At 74.5% G+C, this 23,150-nt stretch carries 21 protein-coding genes; 14 read left to right on the top strand and 7 right to left on the bottom strand.

Annotated elements, in window-relative coordinates; translation table 11 throughout:
* Window positions 1-40 precede the first annotated feature (40 nt).
* A complete protein-coding gene (locus DEJ19_RS09525; RefSeq protein WP_111232729.1) occupies window positions 41-778 on the top strand; it encodes a YidC/Oxa1 family membrane protein insertase in 738 nt (245 codons plus the stop codon).
* Here the strand turns inward: DEJ19_RS09525 and DEJ19_RS09520 are convergent.
* A complete protein-coding gene (locus tag DEJ19_RS09520) occupies window positions 775-990 on the bottom strand; it encodes a hypothetical protein (protein ID WP_027465592.1) in 216 nt (71 codons plus the stop codon). The genes DEJ19_RS09525 and DEJ19_RS09520 overlap by 4 nt on opposite strands.
* Window positions 991-1,317: 327 nt before the next feature.
* Here DEJ19_RS09520 and DEJ19_RS09515 point away from each other — a divergent pair, with 327 nt between their 5' ends.
* Together DEJ19_RS09515 and DEJ19_RS09510 are read left to right on the top strand one after the other, a co-directional pair.
* Window positions 1,318-1,998 (top strand): hypothetical protein, encoded by a 681-nt coding sequence (locus DEJ19_RS09515; RefSeq protein WP_146250620.1) that lies wholly within the window; start codon window positions 1,318-1,320, stop codon window positions 1,996-1,998.
* A gap of 229 nt (window positions 1,999-2,227) precedes the next feature.
* A complete protein-coding gene (locus DEJ19_RS09510) occupies window positions 2,228-3,589 on the top strand; it encodes an MFS transporter (protein ID WP_111232731.1) in 1,362 nt (453 codons plus the stop codon).
* A 483-nt stretch (window positions 3,590-4,072) separates the two neighbouring features.
* On the opposite strand, the gene DEJ19_RS09505 is transcribed toward DEJ19_RS09510, so the two are convergent.
* Both DEJ19_RS09505 and DEJ19_RS09500 read right to left on the bottom strand, forming a co-directional pair.
* Window positions 4,073-6,154, bottom strand: a complete 2,082-nt coding sequence (locus tag DEJ19_RS09505; protein ID WP_111232732.1) for an MSCRAMM family protein — start codon at window positions 6,152-6,154, stop codon at window positions 4,073-4,075.
* A 216-nt stretch (window positions 6,155-6,370) separates the two neighbouring features.
* Entirely contained in the window at window positions 6,371-6,850 is a 480-nt protein-coding gene (locus DEJ19_RS09500; RefSeq protein ID WP_111232733.1) for an NUDIX hydrolase, read from the bottom strand.
* Window positions 6,851-7,026: 176 nt separating this feature from the next.
* Between DEJ19_RS09500 and DEJ19_RS09495 the strand changes: the two genes are divergently transcribed.
* Window positions 7,027-7,896, top strand: a complete 870-nt coding sequence (locus DEJ19_RS09495; RefSeq protein ID WP_111232734.1) for a universal stress protein — start codon at window positions 7,027-7,029, stop codon at window positions 7,894-7,896.
* On the opposite strand, the gene DEJ19_RS09490 is transcribed toward DEJ19_RS09495, so the two are convergent.
* From DEJ19_RS09490 to DEJ19_RS09480, 3 genes are all read right to left on the bottom strand, one after another.
* Window positions 7,853-8,833, bottom strand: a complete 981-nt coding sequence (locus DEJ19_RS09490; RefSeq protein WP_111232735.1) for an SGNH/GDSL hydrolase family protein — start codon at window positions 8,831-8,833, stop codon at window positions 7,853-7,855. The genes DEJ19_RS09495 and DEJ19_RS09490 overlap by 44 nt on opposite strands.
* A gap of 161 nt (window positions 8,834-8,994) precedes the next feature.
* Entirely contained in the window at window positions 8,995-9,351 is a 357-nt protein-coding gene (locus tag DEJ19_RS09485; protein ID WP_027465587.1) for a PRC-barrel domain-containing protein, read from the bottom strand.
* Window positions 9,352-9,401: 50 nt separating this feature from the next.
* The gene (locus tag DEJ19_RS09480) at window positions 9,402-10,385 is read right to left on the bottom strand and encodes a glycosyltransferase family 9 protein (protein ID WP_111232736.1); all 984 of its coding nucleotides are present in this window, start codon (window positions 10,383-10,385) and stop codon (window positions 9,402-9,404) included.
* A 100-nt stretch (window positions 10,386-10,485) separates the two neighbouring features.
* Between DEJ19_RS09480 and DEJ19_RS09475 the strand changes: the two genes are divergently transcribed.
* From DEJ19_RS09475 to DEJ19_RS09445, 7 genes are all read left to right on the top strand, one after another.
* Window positions 10,486-11,043 carry a D-glycero-alpha-D-manno-heptose-1,7-bisphosphate 7-phosphatase gene (locus tag DEJ19_RS09475; RefSeq protein WP_111232737.1) on the top strand — a complete coding sequence of 186 codons (558 nt, stop codon included), beginning with the start codon at window positions 10,486-10,488 and terminating at the stop codon, window positions 11,041-11,043.
* Window positions 11,040-12,119, top strand: a complete 1,080-nt coding sequence (locus DEJ19_RS09470) for a glycosyltransferase family 9 protein (RefSeq protein WP_111232738.1) — start codon at window positions 11,040-11,042, stop codon at window positions 12,117-12,119. The genes DEJ19_RS09475 and DEJ19_RS09470 overlap by 4 nt, the downstream gene beginning before the upstream one ends.
* An 87-nt stretch (window positions 12,120-12,206) precedes the next feature.
* A complete protein-coding gene (locus DEJ19_RS09465) occupies window positions 12,207-13,208 on the top strand; it encodes a glycosyltransferase (protein ID WP_111232739.1) in 1,002 nt (333 codons plus the stop codon).
* Window positions 13,205-14,533 (top strand): glycosyltransferase, encoded by a 1,329-nt coding sequence (locus tag DEJ19_RS09460; protein WP_111232740.1) that lies wholly within the window; start codon window positions 13,205-13,207, stop codon window positions 14,531-14,533. Before DEJ19_RS09465 ends, DEJ19_RS09460 begins: the two co-directional genes overlap by 4 nt.
* The gene (locus DEJ19_RS09455) at window positions 14,530-15,153 is read left to right on the top strand and encodes a D-sedoheptulose-7-phosphate isomerase (protein ID WP_111022892.1); all 624 of its coding nucleotides are present in this window, start codon (window positions 14,530-14,532) and stop codon (window positions 15,151-15,153) included. The genes DEJ19_RS09460 and DEJ19_RS09455 overlap by 4 nt, the downstream gene beginning before the upstream one ends.
* Window positions 15,150-16,583 carry a PfkB family carbohydrate kinase gene (locus DEJ19_RS09450; protein ID WP_258377353.1) on the top strand — a complete coding sequence of 478 codons (1,434 nt, stop codon included), beginning with the start codon at window positions 15,150-15,152 and terminating at the stop codon, window positions 16,581-16,583. The genes DEJ19_RS09455 and DEJ19_RS09450 overlap by 4 nt, the downstream gene beginning before the upstream one ends.
* A gap of 62 nt (window positions 16,584-16,645) precedes the next feature.
* Window positions 16,646-17,350 (top strand): SDR family oxidoreductase, encoded by a 705-nt coding sequence (locus DEJ19_RS09445; protein WP_056068617.1) that lies wholly within the window; start codon window positions 16,646-16,648, stop codon window positions 17,348-17,350.
* Between the two features lie 577 nt (window positions 17,351-17,927).
* On the opposite strand, the gene DEJ19_RS09440 is transcribed toward DEJ19_RS09445, so the two are convergent.
* Complete coding sequence (locus DEJ19_RS09440; RefSeq protein ID WP_111232741.1) at window positions 17,928-19,016, bottom strand: glycosyltransferase family 9 protein; 1,089 nt, start codon at window positions 19,014-19,016, stop codon at window positions 17,928-17,930.
* A 134-nt stretch (window positions 19,017-19,150) separates the two neighbouring features.
* Here DEJ19_RS09440 and DEJ19_RS09435 point away from each other — a divergent pair, with 134 nt between their 5' ends.
* Genes DEJ19_RS09435 through DEJ19_RS09425 form a run of 3 tightly spaced genes read left to right on the top strand, consistent with a single transcriptional unit; the run spans window position 19,151 to window position 23,057 of the window.
* Window positions 19,151-20,686: an aldehyde dehydrogenase family protein gene (locus tag DEJ19_RS09435; protein WP_111232742.1), complete on the top strand. Its 1,536-nt coding sequence runs from the start codon at window positions 19,151-19,153 to the stop codon at window positions 20,684-20,686.
* Window positions 20,683-22,176, top strand: coding sequence for a D-glycero-beta-D-manno-heptose 1-phosphate adenylyltransferase (gene rfaE2, locus DEJ19_RS09430; protein WP_111232743.1), 1,494 nt, complete (start codon window positions 20,683-20,685; stop codon window positions 22,174-22,176). The genes DEJ19_RS09435 and rfaE2 overlap by 4 nt, the downstream gene beginning before the upstream one ends.
* Window positions 22,173-23,057: a glycosyltransferase family 2 protein gene (locus DEJ19_RS09425; protein ID WP_071244664.1), complete on the top strand. Its 885-nt coding sequence runs from the start codon at window positions 22,173-22,175 to the stop codon at window positions 23,055-23,057. The genes rfaE2 and DEJ19_RS09425 overlap by 4 nt, the downstream gene beginning before the upstream one ends.
* Window positions 23,058-23,150 lie beyond the last annotated feature (93 nt).

The raw sequence follows: 23,150 nt of genomic DNA, 5'->3' as shown, positions 1-23,150 counted from the left end.
GCTCGCGCACCCCGCTGACCCACCACCGATCGGAACCGTCATGGACCTGTCCACCCTGCCCCTCGTCGGCCCGCTGCTGCACGGCGGCGCGGACCTCGTCGCCGCCCTCACCGCGGCGCTCTCCCCAGTCGCCGGCTCGTTCGCCGCGGCGATCGCCGTCGTGCTCCTCACCCTGGCCGTCCGCCTGGTGCTCGTCCCGCTGTCCGTGCTGCAGGTGCGGGCCGAGCGCGACCGTCGGCGCCTCGCACCCCAGCTCGCTGCGCTGCGGAAGCGGTACGGCCGCGACGCCCAGCGCCTGCAGCGGGCGGTGCAGCAGCTGTACACCGACGAGAAGGTCTCACCGCTGGCCGGCTGCCTGCCCGTCGTCGCGCAGGCACCCGTCGTGTCGTTCGTCTACGCCCTGTTCACGCACGCCTCGATCGGCGGCACCGCGAACGCCCTGCTGGAGGCGACGCTCGTCGGGGTTCCACTCGGCCACTCGCTCGTCGTCACCCTGACGTCGCCGCTGTGGGTGCACGCCTGGGTGGTGCTGGTCCTGCTGGCGGTGCTCGCGGTCGTCGTCGAGCTCAGCCGCCGGTCGAACGCCCACTGGAACCCGGTGCCGGCACCGGAACCGGGCGTCCCCGGAGCCGCCGCGACCGCCGCCGTGGGTCGGTACGTGCCGTTCGTCACGGTCGTGTTCGCGGCGATCGCACCGCTCGCGGCCGCGCTCTACGTGGTGACGAGTGCGGCCTGGACCTCCGGCGAACGCGCCGTGCTGCGACGGGTGGTCCGCTAGCCGCCCTGGCCCTCCTGCTGCGGTCCCTGGTCGACCGGGTCGTACTCGGTACCGCGGCCCTGCTCCTCGTCGGCGGTCGGCACGTGACGTTCCGTGCCGGCGCCACCGGGGCTGGTCGCGACGTAGTCGGCCTCGCCGGACTGGGTGTCGTGGCTCAGCGGCTCGAGGGTCTCGGCGTCGGCGTCGTGCTGCGGCATGGGGTCGGTGCTCATGCACCACGCCTACTCCCTCGTTCTGGGTGCGCGCGCACGGCTCGGCGGTGCCACGATGGACCTGTCCACGCGACCGGCAGAGCGGGAGTGCGCATGGCCCACGACGACGTGGCAGCGGAACGGGCACGGCTCGAGGCCGTCGCCTGGGGAGCAGGATCGAGCCCGGCGGACGCGGCGCGCGCCCGGATCGCGCTGCAGGACCTGGAACGCGGACGACGACCCCGCACGCGTGCGGTCGCGACGGCGCGGGATCCACTGCCGGGAGGCTCGGGTCCGGTCCGCACGTCCGTCCCGTCCGCGACGCGATCGGGTCCAGGGCGCGCGTCCGTGCCCACGCAGGTGCCCGCGCCCGGTCCCGTGTCCTCGCCCGACGGCGTGGCTGCCGTGCCTGCCGGCGCCGACGTGTCGGAGGTGACCGACGGCGGTGGGGGCGAGCACGTCGACGACGCGCGGGGCGACGGCGGGGACGAGCCGGGCCTCCAGGCCGAGCCGACCGGACGGACCCGGTGGCGGCGGTGGTTGTGGACGGAGCGACCACGCGCCTGGATCGCGGGCGGCGCGGCTGCCGCGGTGGGCGTCGCGTTCGCCGCCGGGACGCTCGTCGGGACCGCGCAGCCCGACGTCGCCGCGGCGCCGAGTGTCACGCCGACGGCGGGGACGGTGACGCTCGAACAGCTGCTCGACGTCCCGCAGACGTACGCCGACCAGCTGCCGGGGCCGGTCGCTGCGCCGGTGAGCCTGCACACGACGCGACTCGTCTTCACGAACCGGGCGCTCGACGGCGGGACCGCCGAGACGCCCTGGAACGTCTGGGCCGGCATCGGGACGGACCGGTCGACGATCTGCCTGGTGGCGACGGCGGACCGCATCGAGTCGTCGACGGCGTGCTTCCCGCGGCAGGCGGCGCTGCACGGATCGGTGTCCATGTCGGCGCAGTCCAGGAGCGGCACGTTGACGATCGAGCTGCGCGGCGGCGGGGTCCAGGGCCGGGTGACGAACGAGTACTGAGCGGGCGATCAGTACCTGAGTGTTTCGTTGGAGCGCTCCGATGTATTTGCTGGATGCCCTCGCGAGAGTCGTTCCATCGTGCAACACTGGATGAGCGCACTCGTCGTGGAGTCGTACCCACATCATCCACATCCGCCAGCGAGCGCGCCCCGCAGACCCTCCCGGTCACCGCCGTCAGAACGAACGGCATCGTCGCGCGCTCCACCGTGCCTCGGAGGAGGTCAGCAGCGTGTCCACCAACACCACCACCTCGGCCGTGTCGACCCACACGCGGCCGATCACCGTCACCAGCCAGTCCATCGTCGGCATCGCCGTGCTCGGACTGGCCACGTTCTTCGCCATCACCACCGAGCTCATGCCCGTCGGGCTGCTCGGCACGATGAGCGCCGACCTCGGCGTGACCGAGGCCACCATGGGCATCGTCATCACCGTGTACGCCGCGGCCGTCGCGCTCCTCGCGCTGCCGCTCACCGCGTTCACCGCGAAGCTGCCCCGCAAGACCGTGCTCGTCGCCACGCTCGTCGGCTACACCGTGTCGAACCTGATGGTCGCGCTCGCGCCGTCGTTCGCCGTGGTCTGCGCCGGACGCGTCGTCGGCGGCATCGCGCACGCACTGTTCTTCTCGGTCGCCTCGGCGTACGCCACCCGGATCGTGCCACCGCGGCTGGCCGGGCGGGCGATCGCGTTCGTGTACTCGGGCAGCTCGCTCGGGTTCGTGCTCGGTGTGCCCGTCGCGACCTGGGTGGCGCAGCACATCGGCTGGCGCCAGGCCGTGTTCTCCGTCGGTGTCGCCGCAGCGGCACTCGCGGTCGTCGCCCTGCTGTTCCTGCCCGCCGTCCGCGGTGCCTCGTCGCCGCACATCGGGTCGCCGAAGGCCTGGGCGCGCACCGGGCTGCTGTCCGTCGTGGTCGCCGACATGCTGCTTTTCGGCGGGCACTACGTCGTCTACACCTACATCGGGCCGTACGCGATCGACGCTGGGCTCGACGCCGGCATGGTCAGCGGGGCGCTGCTCGTGCTCGGTGGCACCGGTGTGGTCGGGCTCTGGCTCGCCGGCATGTTCGTCGACCGTGCGCCCCGGCAGACGCTGATCGCCTCGGTCGCCGTGATGGTCGTGGCCTTCGCGACGATGCCGTTCGTGCACGGCTCCCTGATGGGGACGATGGTCGTCGCGGGCATCTGGATGGCCGCGAACGGCACGACCGGCACGCTCTTCATGGCCGCGGCGATCCGTGCCGGAGGCGTCTCCCCCGACATCGCGGGCGCGCTGGTCAACGGGGCGTCGAACATCGGCATCGCCGGTGGTGCGGCGTTCGGCGGGCAGGCCCTCGGGATCGTCGGGCTGCAGTACCTGCCGTTCGCCGGTGCCGCGGTGCTGGTCGGGGCGCTCGGGGTCGTCGTGCTGGCGCGCCGTGGGTTCCCGGTGCACTCGCACGCACAGGAGCACCTGTCCACCTCGTCCATCGAGGCCATCACGTCGTCGCTCGCGGTCGTCACCACGTCGGTGCCGGTCGTCGGGCGGGCGATCCAGACGGTCACGGGGTCGATCGGTGTCGTCACGGGTTCGGTGCGGCGGCCGCGGACGCGGTAGAGGCGGTGCGGTGCCCGGGCCGCGGGCGCGGGTGCGTTCGCCGAGTGGTCGCGACATGCCGTTGGCGTGGCGTCGGGGTCGCACGAACTGTCGTCTGACGGGTCGGCGGGCGACGGTTTCTGACCCCTCGGCGTCCCCGCGGCGGCGCGTTGTGCGGTTGCGGCGGACGCGCGCGGTGCCCGGCCCCCGAGTGGTCACGACATGCCGTTGGCGTGGCGTCGGCGTCGCACGATCTGTCGTCTGCGGGGTCGGCGGGCGACGGTTCGTGACCCCTCGGCGGACGCGGGGCGGCGTGTTGTGCGACCGCGGCGGAGGCGTGCGGCCCGGCGCCGAGTGGTCGCGACATGCCGTTGGTGGGGCGTCGAGGTCGCACGAACTGTCGCCTGACGGGTCGGCGGGCGACGGTTCGTGACCCCTCGGCGGACGCGGGCGGCGTGTTGTGCGACCGCGACCGCGACCGCCGCCACCGCGCCCGCAGCCCGGTCAGTCCTGCAGGTGGTCCGTGCGGCGGCGGTTGCGCACCGCGCGGTAGGTCAGCAGCGCCGCACCGAGCAGCACGAGCACCCCGGCGGCGATGAGCCCAGGGCCGAGGTCTGCCCCCGTGTACGCCAGCGGTCCACCGTCCCCCGCGTCACCTTGGCCCGATACCGGTGCCGAGCCCGAGCCCGAGCCGGCAGCGGGGCCGGTCGGAGCCGCCGAAGCAGAGCCACTCGGCGACGGCGACGGAGCAGGAGCAGGCGCCGGACCCGCCGCAGCCCGCACCACGAACGCCAGCGGCGTCGCGGCCCCGGACTCCGGGGTGACGACGGTCGCAGTCTCGGCCCCCTCGACGTCGACCGAGACGGCGTACTCCGTCGTGGGCTCCAGGCCGGTCAGGTCGAACGCACCATCGTCGTCCGTGACGACCGACACGGGATCGCCGGACTGTGGGTCCGTCGGAGTCGCGACGACCTCGACGTCCGGAACGGGTTCGCCGTTCGTGTCGACGACCGTGCCGGGCTGGTCGGTCGTGACCTCGGCGGCTGCGGCGGCGGAGGCGAACGGCAGGTCGGACGCAGCACGCTCGCCGGCGACGGCTGTCACACCGGTGTTCGAGGTCGCCCCGGTCGCCCCCGGCTCCGGTCGTTCGGTCCGCACGGTGTACGTGCCGGCCGCGGTGGCGAAGACGTAGCGACCGTCCGCATCGGTCTCCGTCGATGCGACCACGGCGCCCGTGCCGTCGAGGAGCTCGACCACCGCGCCGGCGGGCACGGGTGCACCGTCGAGCGAGACCACACCCGCGACCGTCGCGACGACGGCGGCCGGGGCGTCGATCTCGTCGGGGACCGCGGGTGCCGCGTCGACGTCGCCGGTCGTGATGGTCACGGGCGGCTCGTCGGCGACGGACACGTCGAGGTCGGTGTCCGCCGGCAGGTCCGAGCCGGTGTAGACGCCGTCGCTGTTCGTCGTGGTGTCGACGAGGACGTCCCCGGAGTCCGGGTCGGTGATGACGACCTCGAGGTTCGAGACCGGTCGGCCGTCCTCGTCGACCACGGTGCCGATGACCGACACGGTGTCCTCCGGCGACCTGAACGCGAAGTCGGCCTGCTGGTCCACGCCGCCCGGTGAGCCTGCCTGGGCAAGGGAGACCCTCGTGGGCTGGTCCGGGCCCTCGGCACCGTCCGGCGGGGTGATCTCGACGCGGTAGTTCGCGATGACCGGCAGCTGCGGGAACGCGTAGGTGCCGTCGGGGTTGGTGGTCGTCGTGTAGACGGTGCCGCGCGGAGCGGTGACACGGACGATCGCCCCGGGGATCGGCGCTCCGTCGAGGGTCGCCGTGCCGGTGATCGCGGCGGTGCGGTTGGCGAACCAGGTCTGGTACACCGGGAACCCGCTGCGCTGCTGGTACGTGATCGTCAGGCTGGTGAGCGACACGGTCGGCGTGAACCACGCCGTGGCACCGGCGGTGTCGACCGCGCCGGTGTTGCCCGTCAGGGTCCGGGTGGCCGGGTCCCAGGTGGGCCGGTCCTGCCCGGTCGTGCCGTCGGGGTCGGCGGTGCACGACGGCCCTCCGGCGACGGCGGCCGAGCACGAGTTGTAGGAGCTCACGTAGCCGAGCTGCTCCGCGGTCGCGGCGCCACCCCCGGAGACCGTGGCCGAGATGGTCGCCCGGTCCGCGTCGACGTCGCCGAGCACGAACGACCAGCTCTGGGCACCCGGCGTCGGCTCGGCGAACGTGTAGGTGGTCGTCGAGGCCCCGGTCGTGGGCGAGTCGACGTTCGGCCGCTGGTTCATGTAGGTCTTGCCGCGGCTCGTCCCGTAGACCGCGCCCGACGGGGTCGACGCCGACTGCCAGGTCGATGCCCCGCTGACGACGGTCGACTGCCGGGAGTCCGACGTGAAGGTCGTCTCGGGGAACCCGGCGAGCGTCATCGTGCCGGTGTAGGCCCGGCTCGCTCCGCTGAGGGTGAAGGTCCCCCAGTTGCCGACCGGCTCCGCCGACGCACTCGTCGCGCCGCCGATCGCGAGTCCTGCTCCGAGCGCCAGGGCCGTCAGCCCAGCCGTGACCGCGCGCCAGCGCTGCATGTGTACTCCCCTGCTGTGGCGCCGGAGAACCCGACACCCCCTCAGACTATCCAGCGGGCGAGGCTCGTGTCCGGGGCACGACACGAGCAAGAAGGTCCCGCCGAGTGGTCACGACCTGCCGCGTGCCGGTCGCCGGGTGGCCGGGTGGCCGAGAAGTGTCGGCTGGAGGGCCGCCGGACGACAGTTCGTGACCACTCGACCAAACCGAGCGGCGCGTCAGGAACCGCCAGCACCACAACCGCGCGCCACCAGGGCGTCGAGCGCAGCGACCTGCCCGGCCACCACCAGCTCCCGCGCCTCGTCGAGGCCGACCCACCGTGCGTCGTCCACCTCGGGTATCTCGACGAACCGCCCCGACCCGCGCGGCAGCTCGAGCCGCACGGTGTTGCTCCGCACGGTGTTGACCGAGAACCCCGACGCCCGTGCCGCGAAGACCCGCACCCGCTTGCCCGACGCCTGCCGGAACTCCCCCAGGTCGGTCAGGTCCGCGGCGGTCACCGGGGCGGACACGCCGATCTCCTCCGCGAACTCGCGCAGTGCGGTGCCGAGCGGCTCCTCGCCCGCCTCGACCAGCCCCTTCGGGATCGACCAGGCACGCGGCCGGTTCCGCCAGAACGGCCCGCCCATGTGCGCGAGGAAGACCTCGGGCCCGGACGGACCGGTCCGGTGCAGCAACAGTCCGGCGCTCACGACCACGGCCCGAGACTACGCAGACCCGGCCGGGAGGCCCGGATCACCACACACACGCCGCGCACCACCCGACGTGCCCGGTTCCACCGCCGGTTCCCCACACCCGCGCCGGGAGTACCGTGTGGCGCACGGAGCGCCGTGTGACGCCCCCGGAGGACCTGCGATGGAGGAGGCCGATCGGGATGGACGAACGATGGACGACGGTGACGCTGGCCGCGGACGCCGCGATGCCGCACGACGAGGCGCTGCGGTGGATCGCCGCCCGCGCGGACAGCGGGATCGAGCGGATCCGGATCATCGGTGCCGACCCGGCGATCGAGGGCCCCGGACCGGTCGCCGACCGCCTGGCCGAGGCCGCTCGTGCCGCCCTGCCCGGAGTCACCGTCGAGGTGCACCGGCACGCCGGGCCGTTCGCCACCGCTGTGGTCGAGGAGTCCGACGGCGGTGACCTCCTGGTGATCGGGACCTTCCGGAGCCGACGGGGTTCGACCGCCGGCGGCGACCCGGCGCGGGTCGCGGTCCGTGCGGCCGTGCCGACCGTGATCGTCCCCGAGGGCCCGCACCCGATCGACGGCGACGTGGTGCTGGCCGTCGAGGAACCCATCGACGAACGGGCCGTCTCGATCGCCGTCGCCGAGGCCGTCCGGCTGCACCGACGACTGACGCTGCTCCGGGCGTGGGAGATGCCCGTGCTGACCCGGACCGGGCTCACCGACTTCGCCGAGGATCCCCTGCGGTGGCGCGCCCGGAACGCCGAACTGCTGCGGCGGGTCACCGAGGACCTGACCGCGCGGTTCCCGGCGGTGCGGATCCGGCCGCTGCTCGTGGAGGGGCACCCGGGGCACGCCATCGCATCGCGCACCCGGCGGGCGTCGCTCGTGGTGCTCGGACGGGGGCACGTGCGGGTGCTGTCCGGCGCACTGCTCCACGACGTCGTCCGTGAGACGGCGGCTCCGGTGTGTGTGGTCCCTCCGGCGGCGCACACGGACAGCGCGGGGTCCGGACGGGTCAGCCGGCGAGTTCCCGGATCGCGTCGGCCATCTGGTCGGTGAGGTACGCGACACCGCGGCCGTTCGGGTGCAGGGCGCCGGCCTTGAGGTCGATGCGTCGCAGGTCGCTCGAGCCGGTCAGGCTGACGCCGGCGACGTAGCGTTCGTCCGCCGGGGCGCAGGCCGAGTGGGCCTCGGTGCGTTCGAGGACGTCGACGAACCGCACCCCGGCGGCGTCGGCGGCGGATGCGGACACCGCGTCGAGCTCCTCCTGGACGCCGTGGAGGTACGCCACGTCGTCGTCGGTGAAGGGGAAGGTGTCCGAGGGGAACGATCCCGCGAGCGTGCCGAGGTCCAGCGCCGAGCGGAAGCAGCCCTTCGCCGGGGTGTGCTCGGCGTCCGGGAAGATCGCCGGGTACCCGAGGAACACGAGGACGGCGTTCGGCGCGGCCCGTTGCACCGCTGCGAGGGTGTCGGCGATCCCGAGCGCGACCCGCGACTGGATCTTCACGCTGAGCTGGTCCTCACCGTCCTGCACGAGCGTGCTCTCGCACGACGGCGCGTCACGTCCGGAGAACACCGGGCCGTCGGCCGAGATCGCCAGGCACGACGCGGCCGTGCCGAACAGGTCCGCGTCGTTGCCGCCGATGGTCAGGGTCACGAGCCGGGTGCGCGACGACAGCGACTCGATCTGCGGGGGGACGCCCGTGAACTGGTGTCCGGTGGTGACGTCCTCGCTGGTGGCGCCCGCGCACGTGACGTCGGTCAGGTCGAGGCCGAACCGCGCCGCGAGCCGGTGCGGGTAGTCACGGGCCGACTGCACGCACGCGCTCGTGGGCAGCCGCGTCCGGTCGCCGAGTCCGTAGCCGGCGGAGTACGAGTCACCGAGGGCGACGTACTCGCTGCCGGGCGGGAGGTCGGCGAGCGATTCGGTCGGGTCGTCCGGCACCGGGTAGGGCTGCGGGACGGGCCACATCGGCGCGGCCGACGCGGGTCCCACCGGCCCCGGTGTCGCGACACCGGCCACCACCAGCCCGACGACGGCGACCGCCGCCAGGGCGGCGAGCAGCGTCGTACGGGCGGTGCGGAGCAGTTGCGGCCTCCGGGCGGGTGCGGCGGATCGGTCGGTCGGGTGGGGTCGGTCGGTGGGGCGGGACGGGCTCAGCGGCGTCCGAGTCGGCGTTCGCCACCGCTGCCGGTGCGGTACTCCAGCCCGTAGTGCTGGAACAGCTCGGGCTCGGTCGCGGCGTCGAGCTCCCCGTCGGTCGAGATCGACGGGGCGTCCTTGACGAGCTTCTTCGGGAACGTCACGCGCAGGTGCTTCGGGGCGACGGTGGCGCCGAACAGCGGGACGAAGACGAGCTTCTGGAACCCGACCATGCCGGTGGTCAGGGCACCGAACGCCGGCTCGGACGTGGCGGTGTCGTAGTAGATGCTCTCGAGCGTGCCGACCTTGTCGTCGGCCTCGTCGACGACCGGCAGACCGATCCAGTCACGGATGTTCGCGGCTTCGAACACGAAGGACTCCCTCCGAGCATCCGGCAGGTCCGGGTGGCTCTCGGTCGACGCTACCGCCCGGCCGCCTGAGCGGTCACCCGGAGCCGGTCCACCGCGCCGAGCACGTCGTCCGCGGTCACGGCCAGGATCGCCGGATCCGGGTCCTCGGCGAAGACGTCGCCGCGACGGACCGAGGCGTCGGTGAGCACGATGTGCGGGCCGGTCGACGGCGGGCCCCACGCCTCGGGCGGGGCCGGGCCGAACAGCACGACCGACGGCACCCCGTACGCGGACGCCAGGTGCGCAGCGCCGGTGTCGACCGTGACGACGAGCCGCGCCGCGGCGATCACCGCGGCGAAGGCCTGCAGGTCCAGGGTGCCGGCCAGGACCGCCTCCGGCGCCAGGCCGGCCGCGTCGGCGACGGCACGGGCGCGCACGACGTCGTCCGAGCCTCCCGTCAGGACCACGTCGGCACCGCGCGCCCGGAGCCCGCGCACCACGTCGGCGAAGCGGTCCGTCGGCCAGTGCCGCGCACCGTGGAAGGCACCCACGTGCACGACGGCCGCGTCGGCGACCACCGGCGGCTCGGCGGGGCGGTCGATGTGCACCTCGGTGGCGTCCGCCTGGATGCCGTGCCACGTGAGCAGGTCCGCCCAGCGGTCGCGCTCGTGCACGTCGTCCGGCCACTCCGGGCCCTCGTAGTCGTGGGTCGGGTCGGCGTGCCCGATGACCCGGCGCGGGGCGAGTGCGGCGACGAGGTCCGAGGACTCCGGACCGGCGCCGTGCAGGTTGACGGCGATGTCGACGGCACCGTGCGGCACCGCGATCGGGTGGTCGAGACCGTGCTGGGCCAGGTGGACGTCCACCGCCGGCACGAGTTCGACGACCGGCGCCAGCCACGCCGTGGTGGCCAGGGTGATGCGGTGGTCGGGGAACGCGCGGCGGAGCGCGTGCAGTGCGGGGACGGCGACGAGCAGGTCGCCGAGCTTGATGGCACGGAGGACGAGCAGTTCCGGGCGTCCGTCGGGGTCGGGCAGCTTCTCGAAGGCGGTCACCGCCGCGACGGTAGACCCGACACGCTGACGGTCCTGCCGGGACCGCGCTCCGCGGCTCTTCCTGGGGCGGTCCCCGGCCGTGGACCGGTAGTCACGGAGCATGGCCCTCGCACCGGACCGCGTCATCCGCGGCCTGCTCCTCGACCGCGACGACACCCTCGTGGTGGACGTCCCGTACAACGCCGACCCGCACCTGGTCGTCCCCGTCCCCGGTGCCCGCCGCGCCGTCGACCGGGCGCGTGCCGCCGGGTTGCAGCTCGGCGTCGTCACGAACCAGTCGGTGATCGCGAAGGGCATGGCCACGCGCGAACAGGTCGACGCCACCAACGCCCGGGTCGACGAGCTCGTCGGCCCGTTCGACGTGTGGTGCGTCTGCCCGCACGACGCCGGTGACGACTGCGCCTGCCGGAAGCCCCGGCCCGGGATGGTCCTCGACGCCGCCGAGCGGCTCGGCATCCCGCCGGAGTCGATCGTCGTCGTCGGTGACATCGGCGCCGACGTGCAGGCCGCCCGGAACGCCGGCGCGCAGGGGATCCTCGTGCCCACCCCGCGCACCCGCCGTCAGGAGATCGACGAGGCCGACACCGTCGCCGCGGACCTGGAGGAGGCCGTCACCCTGGTGCTCGAGCACGTCGGCAGCGTGGCGGACCGGGCGTGAGCGCGGGTCGGCGCGTCCTCGTCGCCCGGCTCGACTCCTTCGGCGACGTCCTGGTCGCCGGCCCCGCGGTGCGCGCGGTCGCCGCCGGTGCCGCGCACGTGACGATGCTCTGCGGACCGCAGGGGGCGCCGGCCGCCGACCTGCTGCCCGGCATCGACCGGGTGCGGGTGTGGGCGGCACCGTGGGTCACCGAGACCGCACGCCCGATCGACGACGCCCTGCTCGCCGAGTTCCGCGCGCTGGTCGCCGAGGAACAGCCCGACGAGGCCGTCGTCCTGACGTCCTTCCACCAGTCGCCCCTGCCCCTCGCGCTGCTCCTGCGCCTGGCCGGGGTCCCCCGGGTCTCCGGGGCCTCGGTCGACCACCCCGGGTCGCTGCTCGACGTGCGGCTGCGCCCCGGCGAGGACCTGCCCGAGGACCTCCCCGAGCCCGAGCGCGCGCTGCGGATCGCCGAGGCGGCCGGGTTCCGGCTGCCGCCGGACGACGACGGGAGGCTCGCGGTGCGCCACGACGCCGTCCCGCCCCCGCCCGTGGCCGGCCTCGACCGCTACGTGGTCGTCCACCCCGGAGCCAGCGTCCCGGCACGGTCGTGGCCGGAGTCCCACCACCGTGCGCTCGTCGCCGCCTACGCCGAGCGCGGCGTCCCCGTCGTCGTCACCGGCTCCCCCGGCGAACGCGCGCTGACCGCCGCCGTGGCGGGTGACACCGGCATCGACCTCGGCGGCCGCACCAGCCCCGCCGAACTCGCGGCCGTCCTCGCCGGCGCCGAGGTCGTCGTCGTCGGGAACACCGGTCCGGCCCACCTCGCCGCGGCCGTCGGGGCGCCCATCGTGAGTCTGTTCTCGCCGGTCGTCCCCGCCGTGAAGTGGGCGCCGTACGCCCCGCTCGTCGAACTGCTCGGCGACCAGGACGCACCGTGCCGGCTCAGCCGCGCTCGCGAGTGCCCGGTCCCCGGCCACCCGTGCCTGTCCGGAGTGCGCATCGCGGACGTCCTGGAGGCCCACGAGCGGCTCCTCGACCGCGTTTCGCGGACTGATCGGAGAAGTCTGCGGGGCGGCCCAGAAGGCGCTGCGTAGCGTGCGCCACTGCTTCTCCTGCTCCTTCTCCTGCTGCTCCGGCGGCGGTGGGGAGCGACCCCATCGACACCGACCGGAAGGCCCTGCATGCGGATCCTCGTGTGGCACGTGCACGGCGGCTGGATGGACGCCTTCGTCCGCGGCCAGCACGAGTACCTCATCCCGACCACCCCGGCGCGCGACGCCTGGGGACTCGGCCGCGGCGGGCGCGCCTGGCCGGACGCCGCGATCGAGATCGACCCGGCCGACATCGCCGAGGCCGAGGTCGACGTGGTCGTCCTGCAACGCACCGAGGAGCTCGAGGAAGCCCGTCGTCTGCTCGGTGGCCGCGACGTCCCGATCGTCTTCGTGGAGCACAACGCCCCCCGGGTCGACGTGCCGAACAGCCTGCACCCGATGCGTGACCGCGACGACCTGACGATCGCGCACGTGACGCACTGGAACGCCCTGATGTGGGACTGCGGCACCACCCGGACCACCGTCGTCGAGCACGGCGTCGTCGACCCCGGCCCGCTGTACACCGGTGCGCTCGAGCGCCTCGGCGTCGTCATCAACGAACCCGTCCGGCGCAACCGCGTCGTCGGCACCGACCTGCTCCCCCGCTTCGCCGAGGTCGCCCCGGTCGACGTCTGGGGCATCGGCAGCGAACGGCTGCCGGAGCTCGGCTTCGGCGACCGCGTGGTCGCGCAGGGCGACGTCAAGGCCGACCCCATGCACGCGGCGCTGGCCGAACGGCGGGCCTACGTGCACCCGAACCGCTGGACCTCGCTCGGCCTGTCGCTCATCGAGTCGATGCACATGGCCATGCCGGTCCTGGTGCTCGCGACGACGGACGCTGCCCGCACGGTCCCCGGTGAGGCCGGGGCGATCGCGACCGACGTCGAGGAGCTGGTGCGGGCCTCCAGGCTGCTGCTGGAGGACCCGGACGAGGCGCGCCGACGGGGGCTCGTGGCGCGTGAGGCCGTGCTCGCACGGCACGCGCTCGGTCGGTTCCTGGCCGACTGGGACGACCTGCTCGGCGACGCCCTCGCGCGCGGTGCGCGACGGAACCGTGCGGCGGGAGCCGCGCTCGAAGGGAGCCTGCGATGAAGATCGCCATGGTGTCCGAGCACGCGAGTCCGCTCGCCGTGCTCGGCGGGGTCGACGCCGGTGGGCAGAACGTCCACGTCGCCGAACTGTCCGGTGCACTGGCCGACCGCGGCCACCACGTGACCGTCTACACGCGACGCGACGACGCGTCGCAGCCCGTCCGCGTGCCCCTGCGCCCCGGCGTGGACGTCGTGCACGTCGACGCCGGTCCCGCGCGTGCCGTGCCGAAGGACGAGCTGTTCCCGTTCATGGGGACGTTCGCGTCGGTGCTCGCCGCCGAGTGGTTCCTCGACCGTCCCGACGTGGTGCACGCGCACTTCTGGATGTCGGGCCACGCCGCCCTCGACGCGGTGACGCAGGTGCAGGCCCGGACCGGTGGCGTGCGGGTCCCGGTGGTGCAGACCTTCCACGCCCTGGGTGTCGTGAAGCGCCGGCACCAGGGTGCCGCGGACACCAGCCCGGCCGAGCGCGAGTGGGTCGAACCCGCCGTCGGCCGGAGCGTCGACCAGGTCGTCGCGACGTGCTCGGATGAGGCGTTCGAGCTCAAGGCCCTCGGTGTCCCGCTGCACCGCATCTCAGTCGTGCCGTGCGGCGTCGACGTGTCGCTCTTCCGTCCGGACGGCCCCGTCGAACAGCGCGACCGTCCGCTCCGGGTGCTCACTGCCTCGCGACTCGTGCAGCGGAAGGGCGTCGGGACGACCATCGCCGCGCTCGCCGCGCTGGTCGAACAGGGCCGTGACGTCGAGCTCGTCGTCGTGGGCGGTGCCGGTGTCGCCGGAGCCGACCTGGTGGACGACCCCGAGTACCAGCGCCTCGACGCACTCGCCCGGTCGCTCGGCGTGCGCGACCACGTGACGTTCCGCGGGCAGCTCGGGCAGCACGACATGCCCGCCGTCTACCGCAGCGCCGACGTCGTCGTCTGCGCCCCCTGGTACGAGCCGTTCGGCATCGTGCCGCTCGAGGCGATGGCCTGCGGCCGCCCGGTGGTCGCGTCGAGCGTCGGCGGGCTCATCGACACCGTCGTCGAGGACGCCACCGGCCTGCACGTGCCGCCGCGCGACGAGACCGCGGTGGCCGAGGCCGTCGGCGCACTGCTCGACGACCCGGAGCGCCGCGAGGCGTACGGCCGTGCTGGTCGACAGCGCGCCGAGTCCCGCTACACGTGGCAGAAGGTCGCGGCCGACAGCGAACGCGTCTACGAGCGCCTGCTCGCCGGCACGACGTCGTCCGCCGGCACCACCGGGCCCGCCGCCGGCCGCTCGCGCACCACCCACGCCGGCCGGGTCACCCGCGCCGCGCAGTCGACGGAGAGGACCGCACGATGACCATCGACCAGCAGACCGGGCTCGAGGACCGCGCCGTCACCGACAGCGCCCGCGTCGTCGTCGACCACGTCGCGGCGTCGGTCCCCGTGATCGCCTCCCTCGTCGACCACAAGGACCACATCGCCGAGTGGGCGGACGACATCGCCGGGCGGCTCGTCGCCGGACGTCGGCTGCTCGCCGCGGGCAACGGCGGCTCGGCTGCCGAGGCGCAGCACCTGACGTCCGAGCTCACCGGCCGCTTCGAGGGCGACCGGCCGGCGTACTCGGCCATCTCGCTGCACGCCGAGACCTCTGCCGTGACCGCCATCGGGAACGACTACGGCTACGACCAGGTGTTCGCGCGGCAGGTGTCGGCGCACGCCCGTGCCGGTGACGTCCTCGTGCTGCTGTCGACGAGCGGCAAGAGCCCCAACCTGCTGCGGGCCGCCGAGGCCGCACGTGCCGTGGGCGCCCGTTCCCTCGCCCTGACCGGGTCCGGGCCGAACCCACTCGCCGACCTGGTCGACGACGCGATCTGCATCGAGGGGCCGTCCGCCAACGTGCAGGAGGCACAGCTCGTCCTGGTGCACGCGCTCTGCAAGGCGATGGAGCCGACGCTGCGTCGCGGGGGCCGTCGATGAGCGGGCTCGCTGCCGTCGCACCGCGTTCCGGTGCCGCCGGTGGCCGGGCCGCCGGACCGCGCTTCCGCATCGCCGTCGTCGGGGACACCCTGCTCGACGTCGACGTGTCCGGCACGAGCGAGCGCCTGAGCCCCGACGCCCCCGTCCCCGTGGTGGACGTCGCCACCGACGACCGCCGTGCCGGTGGTGCCGGGCTCGTCGCGACCATGCTCGCCCGCGACGGCCACGACGTCACCCTGGTCACCGTCCTGAGCGACGACGGCCGTGCCCAGGAGATCCGCGACCTGCTCCCCGACGTCACGATCGTCGCCGGACCATCCGGAGTCCCGACCCCCGTGAAGACCCGCGTGCGCGTCGTCGACCACGCCCTCGTCCGGATCGACGAGGGCTGCGCGACCCCGCCCGTGCCCGAGGCCACCGACGCGATGACCGCAGCCCTCGACGGCGTCGACGCGATCGTCGTCGCCGACTACGGCCGCGGGGTCGCCGCTGCCCCGGCGCTCCGCGAGGCCCTCACCCGTGCGGCCGAGCGCCTGCCGGTGGTCTGGGACCCGCACCCCAAGGGCGCCGCGCCCGTCCCCGGCACCACGGTGGCCACCCCGAACGCTGCCGAGGCGCGACGCTTCACCGACGTCGAGGGACACGGTGTGCCCTTCGCGACCGTCGCCGCCGCCCGGCTCGTCGAACAGTGGCAGGCCGGCGCCGTCGCGGTCACGATGGGTGACCGCGGTGCGCTGCTCGCCGACGCCCAGGGCGACAGCCGTTTCGTGCCGGCTCCGTCCGTCAGCGCCGGGGACCCCTGCGGTGCCGGCGACCGGCTCGCCGCGGGCGTCGCCGTCGCACTGGCATCCGGAGCGGACGTCCCGGAGGCCGTCTCCGCCGGCGTGGTCGCCGCGTCCGAGTACCTGGCCGCCGGCGGCGTCACCGCGCTCTTCGCCGACGACGGCCCCGCGCCGCTCGCCGTGCCCGGGGCCGACCGGGACGCCATGCGCCTGGTGCACGACGTCCGGAGCGCCGGCGGCACCGTCGTCGCGACCGGAGGCTGCTTCGACCTGCTGCACGCCGGGCACGCCCGCACCCTGTCGGCCGCCCGTGCACTCGGCGACTGCCTGGTCGTGTGCCTCAACTCGGACTCGTCGGTCCGCGCGCTGAAGGGCCCGGACCGGCCGATCATGACCCAGGACGACCGGGTCGAGCTGCTCCTGGCGCTCGACTGCGTCGACGCCGTCGTGGTGTTCGACGAGTCCACCCCCGACGAGGCCCTGCGCCGCTTCCGCCCGGACGTCTGGGCGAAGGGCGGCGACTACACCGCGAGCGAACTGCCCGAGACGGCGACCCTCGCCGAGTGGGGTGGCCGCGTCGTCACCGTGCCGTTCCACCCGGGCCGCTCGACCACCCGGCTCGCCGCCGCGATCGAACGCGTCGGCTGAGCGTTCGGTCGCCGTTTCACACCAGCTCGACCACTTCCCGCTCCACTACGCAAAGGACATCCATGCCCGTCCCCACCACCCCCATCGGCCGCGTCCTCGTCACCGGCGGCGCCTCCGGACTCGGCGCCGCCGTCGTGGCCGCCGTCACCGAGGCCGGCGGCACCCCGATCGTCCTCGACCTGCGGATCGACGCCGTCCCCGAGGGCGTCGACGCCGTCGCCGTGGACGTCTCGGACACCGACGCCGTCGAGCAGGCGGTCCGTGACGCGGCCGAGCGGCACGGCGGCCTCGACGCCGTCGTCACCGCCGCGGGCATCGACACCCCCGCCCCGATCGACGCGATCTCGTCCGGCAAGTGGGAGCAGATCGTCGGCGTCAACCTGATCGGCACCGCCTCGACCGTGCGCGCCGCCCTGCCCGCCCTCGAGGCCACGCACGGCCGCGTGGTCACGATCTCGTCGTCGCTCGCCCTGCGCGGCGTCGGCGACGGCACCGCGTACTCGGCGTCGAAGTTCGGCGTCCGCGGGTTCTCGCAGGCGCTGGCCGCCGAGACCGCCGGACGCATCGGCGTGACCAACATCATCCCCGCCGGGATGCGCACGAACTTCTTCGCCGACCGGACCGAGCAGTACAAGCCGGGCCCGGACGCGCAGCTCATCGAGCCGGAGTACGTCGCGAACTCGATCGTCTTCGCGCTGTCGCAGCCGGCCGGCTGCGAGATCCGCGAGCTGTCGATCATGCCGGCGACGGAGCCGAGCTGGCCGTAGCCGCTCGCCGCTGACGGACGGGAGGCGCGGTGCCGGCTGGCACCGCGCCTCCCGTGTGCCGTGTGCCGGGTCCCGTGTCCCGTGTCCCGTGTCCCGTGTCCCGTGCACGGTGCGCGGTGCGTTGCCTGGTGCAGCGTTGGCGGCTGGGTGCGCGCTTGCGGCGCCGTACGCAGCGGGCAACCGCGCACGGGGTGACGGCGTGCGCACGGTGCGGCCGGGAGGCGCGTTGCGGGCTGGCAGCGGGCCTCCCGTCCGGCGTCTGGTCGCGTTTCGTGCACGGTGCGCGGCGCGTTGCCTGGTGCAGCGTTGACGGCGGGGTGCGCGCTTGCAGCGCCGCACGCAGCGGTGAACCGCGCACGGGGTGACGGTGCGCGCACGGTGCGGCCGGGAGGCGCGTTGCGGGCTGGCAGCGGGCCTCCCGTCCGGCGTCCGGTCGCGTTTCGTGCACGGTGCGCGGTGCGTCGCCTGGTGCAGCGTTGACGGCTGGGTGCGCGCTTGCAGCGCCGCACGCAGCGGGCAACCGCGCACGGGGTGACGGCGCGCGCACGAGACCGGAGCTCGCACGGTGCGAGGCTCGTCAGAGCGTGCGGAGCAGGTCCTCGACGTCGGCGAGGACGGCCTCCGGCTCGACCTGGTCCACGTAGGACGGGTCGTGCTCGCACCGTTCGGCGGTCCAGCCGACCTGGGTGACGTCGGTGCCGCACACCGGGCACTGCGTCACGAAGGACAGGTGCACGCGGTGCCGACCACGGTCGAACGGCCCGGCGTTGATCACGTTGCCGAACCAGAACACCCCGACGGTCGGGGTGCCGACGGCGACGGCGAGGTGCCGTGGGCCGGAGTCGTCGCCGACCATGACGTCGGCGGCGGCGAGGACGTCGGGCAGTTCACGCAGCGGCAGTGACCCGGTGCGGTCGTGCACGCGTCCCCGCAGCTCGGACGGCAGCGACGCGACGATGGCGGAGGACGCCGGCACGTCGGAGTCGTCACCGACGAGCACCACGTCGTCCCCGGCGGCGAGCCGGGCACGGGCGACCTCGGCGAAGCGCGAGGGGCTCCAGCGGCGACGCGGGTCGGTGGCGCCGGGGTGGATCGCGACGAGTCGTCCCCGGACCCCGAGGCGTTGCCGGACCCCGGCCCGCGCGGCCTCGGGGACGTGCAGTCGGGGGTCGAGGGTGACCGGCTCGGCACCGGCGAGCGAGGCCACCTCGAGCGCCCGGACGACCTCGTGCTGGTAGTAGACGTAGCGGACCCAGCGCTCCAGGACCTCGGCGTCCTCGGTGGCGGTGCCGACGGTGTGTCGGGCGCCGAGCCGGAGCAGGAACGGGTTCGAGTTCCGGCCGCCGCCGTGCAGCTGCACCGCGAGGTCGAAGCGCCCGTGCAGCCGGTCGAAGAAGTCCTGCTCGGTCGGTGCGCCCTCGCCGGAGTCCCGGACGCCGGAGACGACGGGGAGCTCCTCGAAGGCGTGCACGGCGTCGGTGCGACCCTCGAGCACCGGCCGCGCCGACGGTGCCCCGAGCAGCGTGATCCGGGCCCCGGGGTACGCGGCGGCCAGGGCCTCGACCGCCGGGAGGGCGAACATCAGGTCGCCCAGTCCCCCGCCGCGGAGCACCGCGATCTCGCTGACCCCGTCGAACCGTTCTCCGCCCACACCGATCTGTTGCACAGCTCCACGTCTACCGGTCGGACCCGTCCGGACGCCCAGCAGCGCCCCCGGATGGACGAGAAGCGCGATGCCGTGACCGCACACAGCGGAGCACGAGCACCGTGTGAGGCCCCGCCCGCCTCCGGAAGGACCCCATGACGATCGCACCCCCCGCCGCCGACGACCTCGTGGTGACCGACCCCGTGAACGGATCGATCGCGTCCACCGTGCGCCGCTCGACCGAGGACGACGTCCGCAACGCCGTCGCCCGCGCCCGTGCCGCTGCCGGCGCCTGGGCCCGGACCGCGCCGGCCGAGCGTGGTGCCCTGCTGCACGCCGCGGCCGAGCACCTCCGTGCGCACGCGCATGAGCTGGCGGACCTGAACACCCGCGAGACCGGCAAGGTGCCCGGCGACGCCCTCGGTGGGGTCGAGGCCGGCATCGGCACGCTCGTGCAGTACGCCGAGCTCGGACCGGTGCACCGTGGTGAGGCCCTGCGCGGGCAGTTCGGTGCCGCCGACTGGTCGGTGCCGCACCCGCGTGGGGTGGTGCTCGCCCTGACGCCGTGGAACGACCCGGTCGCCGTGGCCTGCGGGATCCTCGGCGCAGCGATCGTCACGGGCAACACCGTGGTGCACAAGGGCAGCGAACGCTGCCCGGCGACCTTCGCCCGACTCAACGCGCTGCTCGCCGAGGTCCTGCCGGACGGCGTGCTCATCGGCGTCGACGGTGACGCGACCACCGGCGAGGTGCTCCTGGCGCAGGAGGGCATCGACGTCTACGCGCACGTCGGGTCGACCGCCACCGGTGACCGCCTGAGCGAGGTGGCCGCGACCACCCGCGCCCACGTCATCCGCGAGAACGGTGGGAACGACCCGGTCATCGTCGACGCCGACGTCGACCCGGAGTGGGCCGCCGCACAGGTCGCCCTCGGCGCGTTCGCGAACACCGGCCAGATCTGCACCAGCGTCGAGCGGGTGTACGTGCACCAGGACGTCGCCGAGCCCTTCGTCGCCGCGCTCGTCGCCGAGGCGGAGCGCCGCACGGCTGCACCCGCCGCCGAGTTCGGGCCGCTCGTGGACGACCGGCTGCGCGAGCTGGTGCAGCACCACGTCGACGACGCGATCGCCCGCGGCGCCTCGGCCCGGACCGGTGGCGTCACGCCCGGCGGGCTCGGATCCTTCTACCCGGCGACCGTCCTGACCGACTGCACGGACGACATGCTCGTGCTGACCGAGGAGACCTTCGGCCCGATCGCCCCGGTGCGCATCGTGTCGGACTTCGCGGAGGGACTCCGGCTCGCCGCGGCCGACCGCTACGGCCTCGCGGCCACGGTGCTCACGAACAACACCGCGCACGCGCTCCGTGCCGCGGCCGAACTGCCCGTCGGCACCGTCAAGGTGAACGCCGTGTTCGGTGGCGCTCCGGGCGGCAGCGCCCAGCCCCGCGGTGCCTCGGGCGCCGGGTTCGGGTACGGCCCGCACCTGCTCGACGAGATGACGACCACGACCGTGGTGCACCTCGAGGCCGCACCGCCGCGCCGCACCGCCGAGCCGTCGACGGCAGCAGACCGCAGCAGCGCAGCCACGAACAGCACCGCAGCCACCATCGGCACCGCGACCGACACCGGCCCCGCAGCCGCAGCAGGCGCCACCGCCGGCAGCGCCGACACCGTGGGAGGCACCCGATGACCGCCGACGTCCGGCTGGTCCGTGACCTCGTCGCCACGATCGACGACCGCGAACCCCTCGTCGTCGTCATCGGCGACTGCATCCTCGACCGCTGGACCGTCGGCGAGGCCGAGCGGGTGTCCCGCGAGGCCCCGGCCCCCGTCGTCCGCGTCACCGAGACCATCGCGGTGCCGGGCGGCGCGGCGAACACGGCCGTGAACGCCCGCGCCCTGGGCGCCCGGGTCCGCATGGTGGGGCTCATCGGTGACGACGAGGCCGGTGACGTCCTGCGCCAGCGGCTCGAGGCGGCCGGCGTCGACACGTCGTTCCTGGTCGAGATCCCCGGCGCCCGCACCACGACCAAGTCGCGCGTGGTCGGCGGTGACCGCGTCGTGGTCCGGGTCGACGAGCTGGCTGCGACCCCGACCGCCGAGCACGGCGAACGCCTCGCCCGTTCGGTGGCCCGTGCCATCAGGTGCGCCGACGCCGCCGTCGTGTGCGACTACGGTCTGGGCGTCCGCGCCGAGGACGTCGTGCCGATGCTCGACCGTGACCGCCCCGGTGCCGTCGTCGTCGACGCGCACGACCTGACCCGCTGGGCCGCGCTGCACCCCGACCTCGTCACGCCGAACGCCGGTGAGACCGCCGCACTGCTCGGCACGGAGCTCGGCACCGGTGCCGACCGCGTCGGCACCGTCGTCGCAGCCCGTGCCGACGTGCTCGCCCGCAGTGGCGCCCGTGCCGCGGTGGTCACGCTCGACCGCGACGGCACCGTGCTGCTCGAGCCCGGCTCCGACCAGGGGTTCCGCACGCGTGCGACGCCCGCCTCCGAGCAGCAGGCCTCCGGCGCCGGTGACACCTTCTGCGCCGCCGCGACCGTCGCCCTCGCCGTGCAGGTACCCCTGCGCGACGCCGTCGCCGTCGCCCAGGCCGCTGCCGACGTCGTCGTCCGCGAGGCCGGCACGTCGGTCTGCACCGCCGCCGCCCTGCTCGACTCGGTGACCGCGCCGGCCGCGACCGTGGTCGACCACGACGAGCTCGCCTCCGCCGTCGAGGCCGCACGGCAGGCCGGCCGCCGCGTCGTCTTCACGAACGGCTGCTTCGACGTCGTCCACCGCGGGCACACCACCTACCTGCGCCAGGCCCGTGACCTGGGCGACCTGCTCGTCGTCGCCCTGAACGACGACGACTCGGTGCGCCGGCTGAAGGGCCCGGAGCGGCCGATCAACCCGGCCGAGGACCGCGCCGGCGTGCTCGCCGCGCTTGCCTGCGTCGACCTGGTGACGGTGTTCGCGACGGACACCCCCATCCCGCTCATCGAGCGGCTGCGCCCCGAGGTCTACGTCAAGGGCGGCGACTACTCCCCCGAGATGCTGACCGAGACCGAGGTCGTGCGCGGCTACGGCGGCGAGGTCGTCATGGTCGACTACGTGCCCGAGCACTCCACCAGCGCCGTCGTGCGTCGGATCCGCGAAGCCGCTGCGCGGCCCGAACCGGACCCGGCACCGTGACCGCCCGCTGGTCCGGGTCCTGGGCGAAGGCCCCCGATCCAGCGGACACGAGCACGGTCGACGTCGACGTGCTCATCCCGACCGTCGGCAGGCCGGCCGAGCTCGCCACGACGCTCGCCGGCCTCGCCGCCCAGACCGACGTCGACCTGCGCGTCGTGCTGAGCGACCAGTCCGCGGACGGAGACGCCGCCAGCGCGCCGGCGGTCGCCGCGATGCTCCGCGTCCTGGAGGCGCAGGGCCGGCCCGTCACGCTCCTCACCCACCCGGAACGGCGTGGCCTGGCAGAGCACCGGCAGTTCCTGCTCGACCACGCCGAGGCCGCCGCGGTGCTGTTCCTCGACGACGACGTCTGGCTCGAGCCAGGGTCGATCGCGCGGATGCTCGACGCGCTGCGCACCCTGGGCTGCGGGTTCGTCGGCAGCGCCGTGCAGGGCCTGTCGTACCTGCAGGACCGCCGCCCCCACGAGACCTCCGTGTTCGAACGGTGGGACGGCCCCGTCGTGCCCGAGGTGGTGCGCCGCGGGACCCCCGGCTTCGACCGCTGGTCGCTGCACAACGCCGCGAACCCGACGCACGTCGCCGCCGACCTCGACCTGCACCCCGGCGAGTGGGTGCCCTACCGCGTCGCGTGGGTCGGTGCCTGCGCGCTGTACGACCGTCGTGCGCTCGAGGAGGTCGGCGGCTTCCGGTTCTGGGACACCCTGCCGCCGGAGCACGCCGGCGAGGACGTCGTCGCGCAGTGGCGGGTGATGGAACGGTTCGGCGGTGCGGGCATCATGCCGTCGGGCGCCGTGCACCTCGAGGCCCCGACCACCGTCGTCGACCGCCGGGTGGACGCGCCCGACGTGGTCTTCGCGGACGGGAACGTCATACCGCGGTAGGGGGTGGTCGAGACCGCCGCGGGATGGCCGCGGCGCGTCGGCTCCGTAGCGTCGTCCTCGTCGGCGAGTTCCGTCGGCGGGAGGGAGCACCCC

Origin of the sequence: Curtobacterium sp. MCSS17_016, from assembly GCF_003234255.2 — a bacterium.
Taxonomy (GTDB): domain Bacteria; phylum Actinomycetota; class Actinomycetes; order Actinomycetales; family Microbacteriaceae; genus Curtobacterium; species Curtobacterium flaccumfaciens.
Note: the sequence above shows the minus strand (reverse complement) of the source record. Positions and strands in the feature narration are given on the sequence as shown.

What these genes read in the sequence shown, in the direction of transcription:
- DEJ19_RS09525 (WP_111232729.1), top strand. Translation starts at nt 41, where the DNA reads ATGGACCTGTCCACCCTGCCCCTCGTCGGCCCGCTGCTGCACGGCGGC.
- DEJ19_RS09520 (WP_027465592.1), bottom strand. Translation starts at nt 990, where the DNA reads ATGAGCACCGACCCCATGCCGCAGCACGACGCCGACGCCGAGACCCTC.
- DEJ19_RS09465 (WP_111232739.1), top strand. Translation starts at nt 12,207, where the DNA reads ATGCGGATCCTCGTGTGGCACGTGCACGGCGGCTGGATGGACGCCTTC.
- DEJ19_RS09475 (WP_111232737.1), top strand. Translation starts at nt 10,486, where the DNA reads ATGGCCCTCGCACCGGACCGCGTCATCCGCGGCCTGCTCCTCGACCGC.
- DEJ19_RS09455 (WP_111022892.1), top strand. Translation starts at nt 14,530, where the DNA reads ATGACCATCGACCAGCAGACCGGGCTCGAGGACCGCGCCGTCACCGAC.
- DEJ19_RS09445 (WP_056068617.1), top strand. Translation starts at nt 16,646, where the DNA reads ATGCCCGTCCCCACCACCCCCATCGGCCGCGTCCTCGTCACCGGCGGC.
- DEJ19_RS09450 (WP_258377353.1), top strand. Translation starts at nt 15,150, where the DNA reads ATGAGCGGGCTCGCTGCCGTCGCACCGCGTTCCGGTGCCGCCGGTGGC.
- DEJ19_RS09505 (WP_111232732.1), bottom strand. Translation starts at nt 6,154, where the DNA reads ATGCAGCGCTGGCGCGCGGTCACGGCTGGGCTGACGGCCCTGGCGCTC.
- rfaE2 (WP_111232743.1), top strand. Translation starts at nt 20,683, where the DNA reads ATGACCGCCGACGTCCGGCTGGTCCGTGACCTCGTCGCCACGATCGAC.
- DEJ19_RS09460 (WP_111232740.1), top strand. Translation starts at nt 13,205, where the DNA reads ATGAAGATCGCCATGGTGTCCGAGCACGCGAGTCCGCTCGCCGTGCTC.
- DEJ19_RS09495 (WP_111232734.1), top strand. Translation starts at nt 7,027, where the DNA reads ATGGACGAACGATGGACGACGGTGACGCTGGCCGCGGACGCCGCGATG.
- DEJ19_RS09435 (WP_111232742.1), top strand. Translation starts at nt 19,151, where the DNA reads ATGACGATCGCACCCCCCGCCGCCGACGACCTCGTGGTGACCGACCCC.